General features: G+C 69.9%; 15 protein-coding genes. 1 reads left to right on the plus strand and 14 read right to left on the minus strand.

Annotation, left to right across the window (positions count from 1 at the left end):
* Positions 1 to 125 precede the first annotated feature (125 nt).
* From G4D86_RS17880 to mraZ, 14 genes are read right to left on the minus strand one after another with little or no spacing between them, the layout of a single operon-like run.
* Positions 126 to 1082 (minus strand): D-alanine--D-alanine ligase, encoded by a 957-nt coding sequence (locus G4D86_RS17880; protein ID WP_163995187.1) that lies wholly within the window; start codon positions 1080 to 1082, stop codon positions 126 to 128.
* On the minus strand, positions 1079 to 2014 hold the full coding sequence (gene murB / locus G4D86_RS17885) for a UDP-N-acetylmuramate dehydrogenase (RefSeq protein ID WP_163995188.1): 936 nt from the start codon (positions 2012 to 2014) through the stop codon (positions 1079 to 1081). Before murB ends, G4D86_RS17880 begins: the two co-directional genes overlap by 4 nt.
* A gap of 6 nt (positions 2015 to 2020) precedes the next feature.
* Positions 2021 to 3439: a UDP-N-acetylmuramate--L-alanine ligase gene (murC, locus tag G4D86_RS17890; protein ID WP_163995189.1), complete on the minus strand. Its 1419-nt coding sequence runs from the start codon at positions 3437 to 3439 to the stop codon at positions 2021 to 2023.
* A complete protein-coding gene (gene murG, locus G4D86_RS17895; RefSeq protein WP_163995190.1) occupies positions 3436 to 4581 on the minus strand; it encodes an undecaprenyldiphospho-muramoylpentapeptide beta-N-acetylglucosaminyltransferase in 1146 nt (381 codons plus the stop codon). The genes murC and murG overlap by 4 nt, the downstream gene beginning before the upstream one ends.
* Positions 4578 to 5741, minus strand: coding sequence for a putative lipid II flippase FtsW (ftsW, locus tag G4D86_RS17900; protein WP_163995191.1), 1164 nt, complete (start codon positions 5739 to 5741; stop codon positions 4578 to 4580). The genes murG and ftsW overlap by 4 nt, the downstream gene beginning before the upstream one ends.
* A gap of 5 nt (positions 5742 to 5746) precedes the next feature.
* Entirely contained in the window at positions 5747 to 7114 is a 1368-nt protein-coding gene (gene murD / locus G4D86_RS17905; protein ID WP_163995192.1) for a UDP-N-acetylmuramoyl-L-alanine--D-glutamate ligase, read from the minus strand.
* A gap of 24 nt (positions 7115 to 7138) precedes the next feature.
* On the minus strand, positions 7139 to 8317 hold the full coding sequence (gene mraY, locus G4D86_RS17910) for a phospho-N-acetylmuramoyl-pentapeptide-transferase (protein ID WP_163995193.1): 1179 nt from the start codon (positions 8315 to 8317) through the stop codon (positions 7139 to 7141).
* Complete coding sequence (locus tag G4D86_RS17915; RefSeq protein WP_163995194.1) at positions 8317 to 9717, minus strand: UDP-N-acetylmuramoyl-tripeptide--D-alanyl-D-alanine ligase; 1401 nt, start codon at positions 9715 to 9717, stop codon at positions 8317 to 8319. The genes mraY and G4D86_RS17915 overlap by 1 nt, the downstream gene beginning before the upstream one ends.
* Positions 9718 to 9771: 54 nt before the next feature.
* Positions 9772 to 11292, minus strand: a complete 1521-nt coding sequence (locus G4D86_RS17920) for a UDP-N-acetylmuramoyl-L-alanyl-D-glutamate--2,6-diaminopimelate ligase (RefSeq protein WP_163995195.1) — start codon at positions 11290 to 11292, stop codon at positions 9772 to 9774.
* A gap of 51 nt (positions 11293 to 11343) precedes the next feature.
* Complete coding sequence (locus G4D86_RS17925; RefSeq protein ID WP_163995196.1) at positions 11344 to 13365, minus strand: penicillin-binding protein; 2022 nt, start codon at positions 13363 to 13365, stop codon at positions 11344 to 11346.
* Entirely contained in the window at positions 13362 to 13784 is a 423-nt protein-coding gene (gene ftsL, locus G4D86_RS17930; protein WP_163995197.1) for a cell division protein FtsL, read from the minus strand. Before ftsL ends, G4D86_RS17925 begins: the two co-directional genes overlap by 4 nt.
* A complete protein-coding gene (rsmH, locus tag G4D86_RS17935) occupies positions 13781 to 14695 on the minus strand; it encodes a 16S rRNA (cytosine(1402)-N(4))-methyltransferase RsmH (RefSeq protein ID WP_163995198.1) in 915 nt (304 codons plus the stop codon). The genes ftsL and rsmH overlap by 4 nt, the downstream gene beginning before the upstream one ends.
* 6 nt (positions 14696 to 14701) lie before the next feature.
* A complete protein-coding gene (locus tag G4D86_RS17940; protein ID WP_163995199.1) occupies positions 14702 to 15085 on the minus strand; it encodes an STAS domain-containing protein in 384 nt (127 codons plus the stop codon).
* A gap of 46 nt (positions 15086 to 15131) precedes the next feature.
* A complete protein-coding gene (gene mraZ, locus G4D86_RS17945; protein ID WP_163995200.1) occupies positions 15132 to 15584 on the minus strand; it encodes a division/cell wall cluster transcriptional repressor MraZ in 453 nt (150 codons plus the stop codon).
* Between the two features lie 394 nt (positions 15585 to 15978).
* Here mraZ and G4D86_RS17950 point away from each other — a divergent pair, with 394 nt between their 5' ends.
* Positions 15979 to 16686, plus strand: coding sequence for a PilZ domain-containing protein (locus G4D86_RS17950; RefSeq protein WP_205519620.1), 708 nt, complete (start codon positions 15979 to 15981; stop codon positions 16684 to 16686).
* Positions 16687 to 16696 lie beyond the last annotated feature (10 nt).

Raw genomic sequence — 16696 nt, forward strand, 5'->3', positions numbered from 1 at the left:
TCCACGCCAGTTTTTGGCTACAGGCACGTCGCTGTAGCGCTGGCGGCGGGTGCGGGGCCAGGGACTTCCGGGGGTTTTCGACGAAGCCCGACGCCGAGTTGCGTCGGGCCCGCGAGGGGGGCGCTTCAGGCCTTGAGGGAGGCGCCCAACAGGAGGCGCTCACACAGGGCCGGGAAGTCGATACCACGTCCGGCGGCAATCTTGGGCAGGAGGCTGGTGGCCGTCATGCCGGGCAGCGTGTTGATCTCCAGCAGGAACACTTCTCCGCCCTCGGTGATGATGACGTCGGACCGGGAGCCGCCACTGCAACCGAGGGACTTGTGCGCGGCCAGGCTCACCTCGTTCACCCGGGCATACTGCTCAGGGGGCAGGGGCGCGGGGAAGAGATACTGAGTACCGGAGCCCGCCTTGTACTTGGCCTCGTAGTCGTAGAACTCGCGCGCGGCGCGCACCTCGATGACGCCGAGGGCCTCATCGTCCAGCACCCCACCCTGCACTTCACGTCCCTTGACGAACTGCTCCACCAGGAGGGTGCCGGCGTACTTCGCCGCGTCCTTCACGGCGGCGTCGTAGTCCTCACGCTTCTTGCAGATATGAACGCCCACGCTGCTGCCCTCGCGGCTGGGCTTCACCACCACCGGGAAGGGGAAGGGCAGCGAGTCCGCCGCCGCCAGCGCCGACTCCGCGTCCTTGAAGGCGCGGTACGCCGGGGTGGGGATGCCGTGCGCGACGAAGACCTGCTTGGCGTACACCTTGTCCATGCCCAGCGCGGAGGCCAGCACACCGCTGCCGCTGTAGGGGATGAACATCGACTCCAAGAGGCCCTGGAGGCACCCGTCCTCGCCATAGCGGCCGTGCACCGCCAGCCACGCCACGTCCACCTTCTCCGCGATGAGACGCGCGGGCAGGTCCTTGCCGACGTCCACCTCCACCACGTCGTAGCCCAGCGAGCGCAGCGCCCCGGCCACGGCGGCGCCGGTGCGCAGGGACACCTCGCGCTCGGCGGACAGGCCGCCAAACAACACGCCCACGCGCTTCGTCTTGAGCTCGTCCTTCGTGAAGGCGCCGCGATTCGGGGTCATGGCAGGAACTCTCCCACGCGCTTGACTTCGGGTTTCATGTCGACGCCGGTCTCCTCGCGCACCCGCTGCTGCATGAGGGTGACGAGGCCCAGCACGTCGCGGGCGGTAGCTCCGCCCAGGTTCACAATCCAGTTGGCGTGCAGGGTGGAGACCTGCGCGCGGCCCAGCGTATGCCCCTTGAGGCCGACCAATTCAATGAGCCTGCCGGCATGGTCGCCCGGCGGGTTGGTGAAGACGCTGCCGAAGTTGGGCTGACTCAGCGGCTGCGTGCGCTTGCGGTAGCCCAGGTCCGCGTCCATGGCGGCCTTGGACGCCACCATGTCCCCCTTGCGCAGGAGGAAGCGCACCCGCGTCACCACACTGTCCGGCGGCAATTCCGAGTGGCGGTAGGCGTGCGGCACCTGCGCCTTCGTCAGCCACCCCACCCCGTCCGCGGTGGCGACCTCCACCGATTCAATCGCGCGGAAGGCCTCGCCGTTCTTGGTGCCGGCATTCATCGCCACCGCGCCGCCCAGCGTGCCGGGAATACCGGCCAGGAACTCCGCACCCACCAGCGCGTTGGCGCGCATGACGTTGATGAGCCGGACGATGGCCGCGCCCGCGCCCAGCGTGAGGCGGCCCTCCTCGGGGCCCACGTCCGCGACTTCTGGAAACAGGTCCGAAGGCAGCTTCACGGTGAAGCCCGGCACACCGCCGTCGCCCACCAGCGTGTTAGCGCCGCCGCCGAGGATGGAGACGGGCACGCCCTCGTCGCGCGCCAGCTTCAACAGCGCCACCAGCGCCTCCGGCGAGCGAGGACGCACCAGGGCCTCCGCTGCGCCGCCCACCCGGACGCTGGTGAGCGGAGCCAGGGGCTCGCCCGGCTTCACCTCACAGCCGGACAGCCGCGCCACGCGCTCCGCCAGCGCCGTCCTCACGCCCGCTTCCACCATGGCGGCTCAGCCCTTCGACAGCGAAGAAGTGCCCAGCAGGGTGAGCAGGTCCGGCCCCACCTGGGTGATGTCGCCCGCGCCCAGCGTGAGCACCAGGTCGCCCTCGCGCAGCCGGGGCAGCAGCGCCGCCGGCAATTCGGTGCGCTTCTCCACGAAGGTGACGTCGCGGTGGCCGTGCGCACGGATGGCGTCCGCCAGCGCGTCGCCGGTGGCGCCCGGAATCTTCTCCTCGCCCGCCGCGTACACGCTGGTGACGAAGAGCACGTCCGCGTCGTTGAACGAGGTGGTGAACTCCTTCATCAAGTCGTGCGTGCGCGTGTAGCGGTGCGGCTGGAAGGCCACCACCACGCGCCGGCCGAAGGCCTTCCGCGCACCGGCCAGCGTGGCCATGACCTCGGTGGGGTGGTGCCCGTAGTCGTCCACCACGGTGATGCCCTGCGCCTCGCCGCGCACGGTGAAGCGCCGCTGCACGCCGCCGAACTCGGCCAGCGCGCCGCGCACCGTCTCCAGCGGGATGTCCATCTCCTCCGCCACGGCGATGACGGCCAGCGCGTTGAAGGCGTTGTGCGCGCCCACCATGCGCACGCGGAACTCGCCCAGCGGCTCGTCCCGGCGGAAGGCCTGGAAGGTGGTGGTGAAGCCGTCGAGCTGGATGTTCTCCAGCCGGTAGTCCGCCATGTGCGAGCTGCCGTAGGTGACGAAGCGCTTTTCAATCCGCGGCAGCAGCGCCTGGACGTTGGGGTTGTCCAGGCAGAGGACGTTGAGGCCGTAGAAGGGCACCCGGTTGCAGAACTCCACGAAGGCGGACTGGAGCGCGTCCAGCGTGCCGTAGTGGTCCATGTGCTCCGGGTCGATGTTGGTGACGATGGAGATGGACGGGTGCAGCTTGAGGAAGCTGCCGTCGCTCTCGTCCGCCTCCACCACCATCAGCTCGCTCTTGCCCAGCTTGGCGTTGGAGTCGAGCACGTTCACCTTGCCGCCCACCACCGCCGTCGGGTCCAACCCCGCCGCGCTCAGCACGGTGGCCACCATGGACGTCGTCGTCGTCTTGCCGTGGCTGCCCGCCACCGCGACGGCGTACTTCAGGCGCATCAGCTCCGCGAGCATCTCCGCGCGGGGGATGACGGGAATCTTCCGCTGCCGCGCGGTGACGACCTCCGGGTTGTCCTTGCGCACCGCGGAGGAGATGACCACCACGTCCGCCTGGACGAGGTTCTGCGCCTTGTGTCCCTCGAAGATGGTGGCGCCCATGCGCGTCAGGCGCCGGGTGATGTCGCTCTCCTTCAAGTCGCTGCCGGACACGCGGTAGCCCAGGTTGAGCAGCACCTCGGCGATACCGCTCATGCCGATGCCGCCGATGCCCACGAAGTGGACCTGCGCGGCGTGGCGCGTCTTGAAGAGGCTGGCGGGCTTGTTCTTCGTCACGAGTGGCTCCTCGGCGCCTTCTTCGGCTCGGCGGGGGCGCGCTCCCTACCATTGGGGCCCCACGCCTGCACCATTAGGTCCACGCAGACGTCCGCCAGCTCCTTGGCGGCCTCCGGGCGGCCCAGCAGGCCCGCCTTCTTCTCCATGTTCTTGAGCTTCGCCGGGTCGCTCTTCAGCGCGCGGATGGTCTCCGCCAGCTTCGTCCCGGTGAGCTCCGACTCGCGGAACATCAGCGCCGCGCCCGCGTCCACCAGCGCCTTCGCATTCACCGCCTGGTGGTCATCCGTGGCGTGCGGGAAGGGAATGAGGATGCTGGCCTTCTTGCACACCGTCAGCTCCGCCAGCGTGGTGGCGCCGGCGCGACAGACGACGAGGTCCGCCTTCGCGTACGCGCTCGACATGTCGTCGATGAACTCCACCACGTCCGCCTGGAAGCCCTTCTCCGCGTAGCCCTTGCGCACCTGCTCCAGGTCGTTCTTCCCCGTCTGGTGGACGAAGTGCAGCCCGTCCTTCAAGTCCCCCAGGGAGTCCAGCGCCTCAATCATCCGCTGGTTGATGCCGCGCGCACCCAGGCTGCCGCCGAAGACGAGCAGCGAGAACTTCTCGTGCGCCACGTGGCTGCGCAGGTAGTTGTCCATCAGCTTGCGGCGGATGGGGTTGCCGATGAGCTGCACCTTCTTCTCGGGGAAGAAGCGGCTCGCGCCCTCGAAGGCGGTGAAGACGACGCGCACCACCTTGCCCAGCACCTTGTTGGTGAGGCCCGGCAGCGCGTTCTGCTCCTGAATCGCCGTGGGGATGCCCATCAGCCACGCGGCCAGCACCACCGGCCCGCTGGCGTAGCCGCCCACGCCCACCACCACGTCCGGCTTCTGCCGGGCGAGGATGCGGAACGACTCGATGAAGGCCAGCGGCAGGGCGAAGAGCGCCTTGATGAAGGCGAACAGGTTCTTCCCCTTGAGGCCCTGCACCTTCACCAGCTCCAGCGGGTAGCCCTCCTTCGGCACCACGCGCGCCTCGAGGCCCCGCTCGGTGCCCACGAAGACCACCTCGTTGCCGTGGTGACGCGTCGTCACCTCTTCGGCCAGGGCGATGCCCGGGAAGAGGTGGCCACCGGTGCCGCCGCCCGCGATGAGGACCTTCACGCCGTCACCTCCCGCATGTCCGTGCCCGTCCGCGTGGCGCGCGTTGCCGGTTCGGCATTCGCGCTCAAGGACAACAGCACCCCCGCCGCGCCCATCAGCACCACCAGGGAAGTTCCTCCGTACGACACGAAGGGCAGCGTCAGCCCCTTCGTGGGCAAGAGCCCCATCGCCACGCACATATTCACCGTGGCCTGGAACGCGATGATGGAGGTGATGCCCAGCCCCAGGTACGTGCCGAACGTCTCCCCTGCGGCCAGGCTGGCGCGCACCCCACGCCACAGCACCGTTCCGTACAGCGCCACCAGCAACCCCACGCCTATCAGCCCCGTCTCCTCGCCGATGATGGAGAAGATGAAGTCGGTGTGCGCCTCCGGCAGGAAGAAGAGCTTCTGCCGCCCGTCCCCCAGCCCCAGGCCCAACACACCGCCCGAGCCGATGGACATCAGCGACTCGGCCACCTGGTAGCCCACGTCGTGCCGGTGCGCCCACGGGTCGAGGAACGCGAGGATGCGCTTCATGCGGTACGGGCTCGTCGCAATCGCCACGTACGCCAGGGGCAGCGCCAGCAGCACCGAGCCCACCAGGTAGCTCAGCTTCGCGCCGGCCGCGAAGAGCAGCACGAAGAGCATGAACACCAGCAGCACGCTGCTGCCGAAGTCCGGCTGGAGCATGCACAAGAGGACGAGCACGCCACACAGGGCCAGGTGCGGGAGGAAGCCCACGGAGAAGGTGGCCACCTTCTCGCGCTTCTTCGCCAGCGAGTAGGACAGGTAGACGACCCAGGCGAACTTCGCCACCTCCGCGGGCTGCAGGCTGAAGCCCGGCAGGCGAATCCACCGGCGCGCGCCGCCCGCCGTGGTGCCGACGCCGGGAATGGCCACCGCCACCAGCAGGACGATGGCGACGAGCAGCAGCGGGTAGGCCCAGCGCGCCAGCTTGCGCCAGCCCACCTTCATGGCCACCGCCATGGCCACCACGCCCATGCCGGCCGCGGTGAGCTGGCGCTTGAAGAAGTACAGGCTGTCACCCAGCTTGTCCTGCGCCAGCACCGCGCTGGCCGAGTACACCATCACCAGCCCGAAGGTGACGAGGCCGAGCACTGCGCACAGGAGTATCGGGTCGAACCGCACGGAGGCGGACGCGGGAGGAGTGGTCTTCATGTCCATCACAGCGCCCCGACGAGGCGTTTGAAGGTGTCGCCCCGGTCCTCGAAGTTCTTGAACTGGTCATACGACGCGCACGCGGGCGACAGCAGCACCGTGTCCCCCGCCTTCGCCACTTCACGCGCCTTCTTCACCGCCGCGTCCAGCGTGCCGCACGCATGCACCGGCGCCTGCCCGGCGTACGCCTTTGCAAGGACGTCCGCGTCCTGGCCGATGGTGAGCACGCCCTTCACCTTGCCCCGCCCCTCCTCCACCATGGGCGCGTACGGCGCGCCCTTGCCCTTGCCGCCGGCAATCAGCCACAGGTCGCCCTTGAAGGCGCGCAGCGCCACCAGCACCGAGTCCACGTTGGTAGCCTTGGAGTCGTTCACCCACTCCACGCCGTCCAGCACGCGCACGCTCTCCATGCGGTGCGGCAGCCCGGGATAGCTGTCCAGCCCCGCCTGCACCGCGTCGGCCGGCACGCCGCCCAGCCGCGCCAGCAGCGTCGCCGCCATGGCGTTCTGCGCGTTGTGCGCGCCGCGCAGCGCGCGGTTGGTGAGCCGGTAGTGCTCGTTCAGGAAGTCGAGCCGGAAGCCGCCCTCCTCCGCGATGGCCTGCCCCGCCAGCTTCGGCGCGTCCGCTACCGGGCGCCCCGTCATGCCGAAGCCGTACACGGGCACCTTCGCCGCGCGCGCCAGCCCCAGCACGTCGGCGTCGTCCGCGTTGACCACCGCGAAGTCTCCGGCCTGCTGGCTCTGGAAGATGCGCGCCTTGGCCGCGCCGTAGTCGGCGTGGGTGGCGTACCGGTCCAGGTGGTCCGGCGTGAGGTTGAGGATGGCGGCGCCGCGCGGGCGCAGGGTGCGGATGCCCTCGAGCTGGAAGCTGGACAGCTCCACCACCAGCGCGTCCCAGGCCTTCGGGGCCAGGGCCGCTTCGGAGAAGGGCCGGCCCAGGTTGCCGCCCACGAAGGTGCGCCGGCCGCCGCGCAGGAACAACTCGCCGGTGAGCGCCGTGGTGGTGCTCTTCCCGTTGGTGCCGGTGATGCCGAACAGGGGCACGTCGGTGAGGAAGCGCGAGGCCAGCTCCACTTCGCCCCACACCGCCACGCCCGCCGAGCGCGCGGCCTCAATCTCCGGCAGCGCCAGCGGCACGCCGGGGCTCACCACCACGAGGTCCTGCGACGCGAGCAGGCCCGGGGGCACGGGGCCGGTGACGAGCGACGCGCCGAGGGACTTCACCTCGCGGCCCACCTCGCCCAGCGCGTCCTCGGTGCGAGCATCCAGCGCCGTGACGTGGGCGCCGTGCTGGCGCAGGAGGCGCAGCGCCGCCACGCCACTCTTCGCCAGCCCGTATACGAGGACCTTCTGACCGGACAGCGACAACGACATGGCCGAGCCCCCTTTGCCGCGGTTTCAGCGCAGCTTGAGCGACAGGAGCGCCACGCCACCACAGAGGATGGAGACGATCCAGAAACGGACGATGATCTTCGGCTCGGCCAGGCCCTTCAGCTCGAAGTGGTGGTGCACCGGCGCCATCTTGAAGACGCGCTTGCCCGTCATCTTGAAGGAGGCCACCTGAATCATCACGCTCAGGGCCTCCGCGAAGAAGATGCCGTGGATGATGGCGGACACCACCTCGTTCTTGGACAGCACCGCCAGCCCGCCCAGCGCGCCACCCAGCGCCAGCGAGCCGATGTCGCCCATGAAGACGGAGGCCGGATAGGTGTTGAACCAGAGGAAGGAGATGCCCGCGCCGACAATCGCCGCGCAGAACACGGCCAGCTCCGCGCCACCCGGCACCTGGAGGATGCCCAGGTACTGGTACAGCGGCGTGGCCACGAGCTTCGGCACCCCGTTCACCAGCTCCGAGTCCGCGATGCTCAGCGTGGTACCGGCCACGTAGCAGAGCACCGCGAAGGTGATGGCGGAGACGATGGTGGGGACGATGGCCAGACCGTCCAGGCCGTCCGTGAGGTTGACGGCGTTGGAGGTGCCGACGATGACGAGCCACGCGAAGACGACGTAGAACCAGCCCAGGTCCGGGTTGAACCAGCGGGTGGGGATGAAGGGCACCGTCAGCTTCGTGTTGATGAGCAGCGTGGGCCCGAAGGAGCCGTCCGGGTGCGTCCACGTGGTGAGCAGGCCGAACACCGCCACCAGGAAGAAGAAGGTCTGCAGCACCATCTTGTAACGGCCCGGCAACCCCTTCGAGTTGCGCTTGGACAACTTCAGCCAGTCATCCAGGAAGCCGATGAAGCCATAGCCGAAGGTGAGCAGCAGCATCACCCACACGCCACGGCTGCCCAGGTCCGCGAACAGCAGCGTGCCGGCGGCGATGCAGATGAGGATGAGCGCGCCACCCATGGTGGGCGTGCCCTTCTTCTTCTGGTGCGAGTCCGGCGTGTCCTCGCGCACGTTGCTCTGCCCGTGCTGCTTCAGCCGCAGGCGGGCGATGAGCCGGGGACCGATGAGCATGCCGAGCAGCAGGGCGAAGACGCCCGCGGCGATGATGCGGAAGGTGGGGTAGCGCAGGAAGTTGAGGACGCGCCCTGCTTCCGTGTTCTGGATGAGCTCGTAGAGGAGATACAGCACTAGTGATGTCCTCCGGGGGCTGGCGCGCCCGTGAGCGCCGCCACCACCCGCTCCAGCCGCATGCCGCGGCTGGCCTTCACCAGCACCACGTCACCCGCGCGCAGCTGGGGCGACAACCAGGCCACCAGCGGCTCGATCTCGGTGAAGTGGGCAGCGGAATTGCCCATGGAAGCGGCCTCCCACCCCTTGACGGAGCGGGGACCGAAGAAGGCCGCGAGCTTCGCGTGCCCGGGAACGCGCCCGCCCAGGCGCGAGTGCTCTTCCAGCTCGCCCGGACCCAGCTCCAGCATGTCCCCCAGCACCACCACCGGACGGCCGCCAGCGGGCACCAGCGTGCCCAGCGTCTCCAGCGCCGCGTCCATGGACGCCGGGTTGGCGTTGTAGCAGTCGTCAATCACCGTCACGCCGCCCTTGCCGTCCAGCACGTTGAGGCGCCGCGCGTACGGCCGCGCCGTCTCCAGGCCGCGCACGCACTCCTCCGGCGAGTAGCCCAGCGCCAGCGCCAGCGCGAAGGCCGCCGTGGCGTTCTGCGCATTATGCGGACCGATGAAGTGCAGCCGCACCGGCCAGTCACGGCCCGCGTACCGCACCGTGGCCACCATGCCGTCACGGCCGTGCGTCTCCACGCCCGTCAGCCGCACGTCCGCGCCCTCCGCGCGGCCGAAGGTCAGCCGCTTCGCCTTGCTGCGCGCGGCCTGCTTCGGGATGAGCGGGTCATCCACATTCACCACCACCGTGGACGTGGGGCCCAGCTCGCGGAACATCTCCCCTTCCGCCTCCGCCACACCCTCGATGCTGCCCAGCCCTTCGAGGTGCTCGGGCTGGACGACGGTGATGACACCGGCGTCGGGGCGCACCACGCGGGTGAGCCGTTCAATCTCACCGGGGCGGTTCATGCCCACCTCGATGACGGCCGCCACGTGCTGCGGCTCCAGGCGGAAGAGCGTCAGCGGGACGCCCACCTCGTTGTTGAGGTTGCCCTCCGTCTTCAGGGCCGGCCCGCGCGTGGCGAGGATGGCGCCCACCATCTCCTTGGTGGTCGTCTTCCCGTTGGAGCCGCCCACCGCGCAGAGGGGAATCTTGAAGCGCTGCCGGTGGTGACGGCCGAGGGCCCCCAGCGCCATCAGCGTGTCCTCCACCTCGTAGAGGGGGAAGCCCTCCGGCAGCACGGGCAGCGTGCGCCCGCGGGCGACGACGGCGCCGGCCGCCCCGCCCTTCGCCGCCGCGTCCACGAAGGCGTGCGCGTCGAAGCGCTCGCCGACGAGGGCCAGGAAGAGACAGCCCGGGGTGAGCGAGCGCGTGTCGGTGCAGACCGCGGAGAATTCGGCCGGGGCCGCGCCTCCGCGCCGGGTGGCACCGGTCGCCTGCACCACCTCATCGTCGTTGAATCGGGCTGACATAGGGGTGTGGGGTGCGAGCGCGGCCGGGGCCGGACCGCGCTCGCGCGACTTCAGCTAGGGGGTGCGGTTGGCCAGCGCCTTCGCCGCCACCTGGCGGTCGTCGAAGTTGTGCTTCTCCGTGCCCACCTGCTGATACGTCTCGTGGCCCTTGCCGGCGATGAGGACGACGTCGTCCGCGGTGGCCAGACCGATGGCGAGCTCGATGGCGGCGCGGCGGTCCGCGTCCACGAGGTAGCCCTTCTCACCCGACTTGGCCTTGCCCGCGGAGATGCGGCGCAGGCCGCCCTTCTCCAGGCCCGGCGTCACCTCGGAGATGATGTCGTCCGGGTTCTCGGTGCGGGGGTTGTCGCTGGTGACGATGGCCAGGTCCGCGGCCTCCGCCGCCACCGCGCCCATCAGCGGACGCTTGCCCTTGTCCCGGTCTCCACCGCAGCCGAAGACCGTGATGACACGGCCCTTGGCCAGCGCACGCGCGGCCTCCAGCGCGCGCTTGAGCGCGTCGTCGGTGTGCGCGTAGTCCACCAGCACCGCCGGAGCACCGCCGGGGCCGTAGTTCTCCACGCGCTCCATGCGGCCGGCCACCGGCGTCATGCGCTCGATGCCTTCCTGCACGTCGCGCCGGGCGAAGCCCGCGCCCAGGCCGATGCCCGCCGCCAGGAGGATGTTCTCCAGGTTGTGGGGCCCCAGCAGCTTGCTCTTGATGGGGATGTCACCGGCCGGCGTCTTCAGCGTGCCCTTGATGCCCTGGAGCGTGAAGGTGACGTCGGCGGCGGAGACCTCCCCGTTGCCCACGCGGCTGAACTTCCACGCCATGCGCTTCTGGCCGCGCAGCTCGTTGTAGATGCGGCTGGCGTAGGTGTCGTCGCCGTTGACCACGGCCACGCCGGTGGCGGACAGGTTCTCGGCGAACAGCTTCCGCTTCGACTGGAAGTAGTCCTCCATGTCCTTGTGGTAGTCGAGGTGGTCTCGGCTCAGGTTGGAGAAGCCGGCCGCCTTGAAGGTGAGCCCGTGCACGCGCTCCTGCGCGAGCGCATGGCTGGACACCTCCATGATGACCGTCTCCACCCCCGCGTCGACCATCTCCCGGAAGATGCGGTGCAGCTCCAGCGCATCCGGGGTGGTGTTGGCGCTCTCCACCGTCTTTCCGGAGAACTTGTAGCCCAGCGTGCCGATGACACCGGTGGCCGCATAGGCCGCCGTGCTCATCGCCTCCAGCAAGTAGGTCGTCGTCGTCTTCCCGTTCGTCCCGGTGACACCGAGCAGCGTGAGCTGGTCGGCGGGACGGCCGTAGAAGTTGGCCGCGATGATGGCCAGGGCCTTGCGCGCGTTGCCCACCTTGAAGAAGGGCACCTGCGAGGAGGGCACCGGCTTCTCGGAGACCACCGCCACCGCACCACGGGACACGGCCTCGCCGATGAACTGGGCCCCATCCTCCTTCGTGCCAGGAATGGCGACGAAGAGGTCCCCCGCCTTCACGCGCCGCGAGTCCTGCGTCACACCGGTGACGTCAACCGCGGAACGGCCGCCCGAGGTCTGCTCGGCACCACATCCTGCGAGGACATCCGTCAGCTTCATCTCTTCCCCTTCACACGTCTTGCAAGCGCGGGTCCTGGAGCGAGCGCGGCCTCATTGCCGCGTCGCGAGCTCCAGCGTCACCCGGGCCCCCTTCTCCACCAGTGCGCCGGCGGCGGGGGTTTGAGACACCACTCGTCCACTGCCCATTACTTGTGGCTCGAGAGCCGCGGCGAGCAGCTTCACCACGGCTTCCCGTCCTACCTGTCCCTGGACGTCCGGCACACGCACCGTGCCGGGCTCCGGGGTCTCCGTCACCGCCTCCGCCAGCACCGGACGCGCGGGCACGACGGCCTTGACGGCCACCGGCTTCGCCGCGACAGGCGCGGGGGACACGGCGGCCACGGCCACCTCGGGTGCCACCGTCCGGGACGGGGGCACGGCCAGGTGGGCCATGGCGGCAGTCGCAATCTCCTTGAAAGCAGGGGCAGCCACGAGCCCCCCGTATACGTCGGTCTTCGGTTCGTCCACTACGACAAGAATCACCGCGCGCGGTGACTCGGCCGGCACCATGCCAGCGAAGGAGGCGATTCGCTTGTCCGAATACCCCCGGGCGACGGGGTCCGCCTTCTGGGCCGTCCCTGTCTTGCCCGCCACCCTGTACTCCTCCATGGCGGCCCTGGGGGCGGTCCCCTCCTTGGTCACCACACTCTCGAGCATGCCCACCACCTGCCGGGCAACCTTGGATGAAACCACCCGGCGAATCTCCGTGGGGCGGTTTTCCAGCAGGACTACCCCATCCGGGTCCACCACCTTCGACACGAGGTAGGGCCGCATGAGCACGCCATCGTTGGCCAGCGCACCATAGGCGGACGCAATCTGGACCGCCGTGGCCGTCATCCCCTGGCCGAAGGACTGGGTGGCCAGGGCCACCTCCGCCTTCGGGAAGGGGATGACGCCGCGCCCCTCGCCCGGCAGCGCCAGGCCGGTGCGCTCGGCGAAGCCGAAGGCGTGGTAGCCGGCGACGAGCTTCTCGCGCCCCAGCGCCTGGGCAATCTTCGCCATGCAGATGTTGGAGGACACCTGGAGGATGGCGCGGGGGGCCAGCCAGCCGTGCGGGTGGGTGTCGTTGATGGTGTGGCGGCCAATGGGCCAGGCGCCGTTCTCACAGAAGAAGACGCTGTCGGGCGTTATCGCCTGCTGATCCAGGGCCGCGGCCACCACGAGGGGCTTCGTCGTGGAGCCGGGCTCGAAGGTGTCCAGCGCGGCACGGTTGCGCATCTCGGCGCGCGTGCCGGCCCCGGGGTTGTTGGGGTTGAAGCGCGGGTGGTTGGCCACGGCCAGCAATTCGCCGGTGCGCGGGTCCAGCACCACCGCCATGCCGGCCACGCCCTTGGCCTCCTCCACCGCCTTGGCCAGCGCCTTCTCCGTCACGTACTGGAGGTGGCGGTCGATGGTGAGGGTGACGGCGGCGCCCTGGCGCTCCAGCGGGTCCATCGCGCCCTGCACCAGCAGCTTGCGGCCCTTGGCGTCGCGGAAGCCGGACATGCGCGAGTTCTGCCCGGACAGCTCCTCCTCGAAGGCCAGCTCCAGGCCCTCCAGGCCGTGGCCGTCCATGCCCACCATGCCCACCACGTGGGCGCCCAGCTCTCGCTGCGGGTAGAAGCGCTTGGGCTCCTTGGTGAAGCCGAAGCCGGGCAGGCCCAGCGCCTTCACCGCCTCCACCTCCTGCGGCTTGGCCTGGCGCTTCACCCACGCGAAGCGCTTGGCGCGGCCCAGGCGCGCGGCCATCTCGTCCGCGTCGACCTTGAGCGCCTTGGCCAGCGCGCGCGCGGCGGCCCGCACGTCCGGCAGCATCGACGGGTCCACCCAGATGGAGTCCACCTCCACGCTCTGGGCCAGGGGGGTGCCACGCCGGTCGAAGATGTCGCCGCGGCGGGCGGGGATTTCAATCTGGCGGACGTACTGGTCCTGCGCCAGGCCGCGCAGCTTCTCCTGCTCGAAGACCTGGAGGAACACCGCGCGACCGAAGGCGACGCCCAGCAGCGTCAGGAAGAGGCCGAACAGCAGCTGCACCCGCAGCCTCAGCCACTTCGCGTTGGGCTCGGGAGCCCGCGTCGCCTTGAAGTCCCTCACCGCACCGCCCCCGTCGCGTCGCGCCCGGCCACCCGCACGCCGGGCAGCTCGGAGCCACGAGCTTCGGCACGGGCGTCGCCGCGAGCGGGCTTCTCCGCGGCCAGCGACACCACGGCACCACCGTTGGGCATGGCCATGCCGAGCTGCTCGCGCGCCACGCGCTCCAGCCGCGCCGGGGCCTTGAGCGTGGCCAGCTCCAGCTTCAGCCGGTCATTCTCCCGGGTGAGGGTGCGGCTCTCGGCCTCCTCGCGCGACAGGCGGTAGCCCATGTCCACCACCAGCACGCGGCTGGTGACGTGGAGCATGCCCACCGCCGCGAAGAGGGCGAAGAAGAGGACGGCCGGCAACAGGTGCAGCAGCACGCCCGTCAGCGAGACGGAGCCACGCGTCGAACCCAACCTGGAAGTCGCCTTGCTCATCGGAGTTTCTCCACCACGCGCAGGTGCGCGCTGCGAGAGCGGGGGTTGGCCTCCACCTCTTCATCCGAGGCGGCCACGGCCTTCTTCGTCACCAGGGCGAACGCGCCCGAATAGCCACAGGCGCACACCGGCAGCCCCGGCGGGCAGGTGCACCGGCCCACCATGTCGCGGAACGCCTCCTTCACCTTCCGGTCCTCCAGGGAGTGGAAGGCGATGATGGCGGCGCGGCCCCCCACCTTGAGGAGGCTCGGAATGGCGGCGAGCAGCGCATCCAGCGCCTCCAGCTCACCGTTGACGGCCATGCGCAGCGCTTGAAACGTACGGGTGGCCACGTGGATGCGGTTGGGCCACGCCTTGCGAGGCACCGCCCGCTTCACGACCTCGGCGGCCTCCAGGGTGCGCGTGGGCAGCGCGCGCTTCAATTCACGGGCGATGGGCCGCGCGAAGGGCTCCTCGCCGTACTCCTTGAGGATGTGGGCCAGGTCGCGCTCATCCATGGAGGCGATGAGCTCCGCGGCGGTGGGCCCCGTGTCGCCCATGCGCATGTCCAGCGGGCCCTCCTTCATGAAGGAGAAGCCGCGCTCGGCCACGTCGAGCTGCGGGGAGGAGACGCCCAGGTCCACCAGCACACCGTCCACCGGGAGCAGGTCCGCGGCCACGCGGGGCAGCTCGGCGAAGTTGCCCTGCCGGGCCTGGAAGCGCGGGTTGCCCCCCACGCGTGAGGTGGCCGCCGCGAGCGCCACCGGGTCGCGGTCCACGCCCACCACGGTGGCGCCCCGAGCCAGGAGCGCCTCCGTGTGGCCACCGCCGCCCAGTGTGCCGTCGATGATCACCTTCCCCACTCCCGGTTGGAGCAAGTCCACTGCTTCCCGCAGGAGGACGGTCTGGTGCTGGAAGTCCAAGGCCTCCACGCGCCGTCAGACGAACGGGGCCCGCGCGAGCGCGAAGGCGGCCCGGGCGTCGTTCATGTGCGGGTAGATTTCGAAGGCGTCGTGCGCGCCGGCCGCGCGGAAGATGGCGGCCAGGTACGGCGACAGGCCGGACAGCTTCAGGTCCCCGCCGGTGCGGCGGAAGGCCTCGGCGCGGGCCATGAGCGGCTTGACGCCCCGGTAGTTCAGGTGCCCCACGTCGGCGAAGTCCAGCACCACCTGGCGCAGGCCGCGCTGCATCTTCCGGGTGAGGTCCTCGCAGAGCTGAAGCAGGTCCTGCTCGCTCAGCTCGCCCTCGAGCATGAGCGTCTCCACGCGCCCGGTGGCCACCGCCGCGCCCGCCTCTCGCCGCACCTCCAGAACCTGGTTCATACGCTTGCCACCCTCCCGGGACTTCTGAGCCCTGTCGACTTTCCCGCTACTGCTGGCGCAGCTCCGACAGCACCTTCATCACATCCGCGGAGGTCGCCTCCTGGCGGGCCTCCTCCTGCGCCTTCGCCCAGCCCTCGCGACTCCACAGCTCAATCACCTTCACCATCCCCGCCCACACCACGTCCTTCTCCAGCCCGGCATAGGTGCGAAGCGTGGGAGGGATGAGCAGGCGCCCCAGCTTGTCCAACGGGCACTCCTGCGCGCTGGCCACGTACAGGCGCATCAGCGTCTTCACCCCCGGCTCCATCGGGTTGCGGCGGGCCAGGGAAGCCTCCAGCGCCTCCCACTCCCGCACCGGGTACGCGTGGAGGCACCTGTCGAGCGCCGTGGTGATGATGAGCCGCTCGTCGTAGGCGCCCACCAGCGTTTCCCGGAGCTTCGCCGGGAGGCTCGTCCGCCCCTTCGCGTCGATCTGGTGCTCATAGACGCCTCGGAACACGCGGGACGATCCACCTTTTCAACCCGCCAGGGGACTGAACTCCACTCCTTCCCACTCCTTGCCACTACCGGGCGGCATACATACGCGTCCCCCTGGGGGGGGTCAAGAAACCGCAACAGGTTGGAACAGCGGTTCGTTGGCGCCAGACACCTGGACGGGTGCGGCACGGCGCTCGTGGCCGGATTCCGGCAAGGCCCCCGCACCACGGACGGCCGATTCCAGGAGGCCCCGCACCGCGAGTGCCCGATTCCAGGAGGCCCCGCACCGCGAGTGCCCGATTCCAGAAGTCCCGCCACACCTGGAAGGTCCGGTGGTTGCCGCGCCGCAGCGCCCTACCCAGGGAGATGGGGCCCGCTTGAGTTCCACCCGGAGACAGGCGCAGAGTGCCTTTTGCGTGAATACGAACGTACGACTGAAGGTGGCCTACAAGACCCCGCAGTCATTGGTGGGGGAGTACACACGCAGCGTCGGGCAGGGCGGCGTCACGCTGGAGACGCGCCGCAGCCTTCCGCTCGGGACTCGCTTCACCTTCGAGCTGCACGCCGGAGGCGTGCCCAGGCCCGTGGAGGTCCTCGGCGAGGTGGTGCAGGTGGAGCCGCGCGAGGCACAGCGCTACCTGCTCACCGTGCGCTACGGCATGAGCCAGGACCGCAGCGCGCTGGACGCGATGCTCCAGCGCATCTTCTCCACCCAGGAGCAGGAGGGGCTGCGCCGCTTCCCGCGCCTGCCCCTGCACCTGCGCGCGGTGGAGGCGGCGCCCATGTCGCCCATCTTTCTGGTACGTGACATCTCCAAGGGCGGCGTGGGGCTGGAGGTGCAGGCCCCGGCGCTGCCCCGCAAGGTGCACGTGGGCACGCCCTTCCTCCTGGAGATGGACCTCCAGGGGGGACCGTTGATGCTGCACGGCGAGGTGGTGTGGACCTCGTCGGTGCCGAAGAAGCACTCGGAGACGGTGATACCCGGCTTCGGCGCCACCTTCGGGCGCTTGCGGCCGGAGATGGAGAAGCGCCTGGAGGCCCTGCTGGCCCTGGCGTCCCTGCCCCCCGCGCCCTGGAAGGCGCGCGTGAGCTTCGGCATGGACGCCGTGACGCGGATGCCGTGAGGCGCACGGG

The organism is Pyxidicoccus caerfyrddinensis (genome assembly GCF_010894405.1).
GTDB classification, from domain to species: domain Bacteria; phylum Myxococcota; class Myxococcia; order Myxococcales; family Myxococcaceae; genus Myxococcus; species Myxococcus caerfyrddinensis.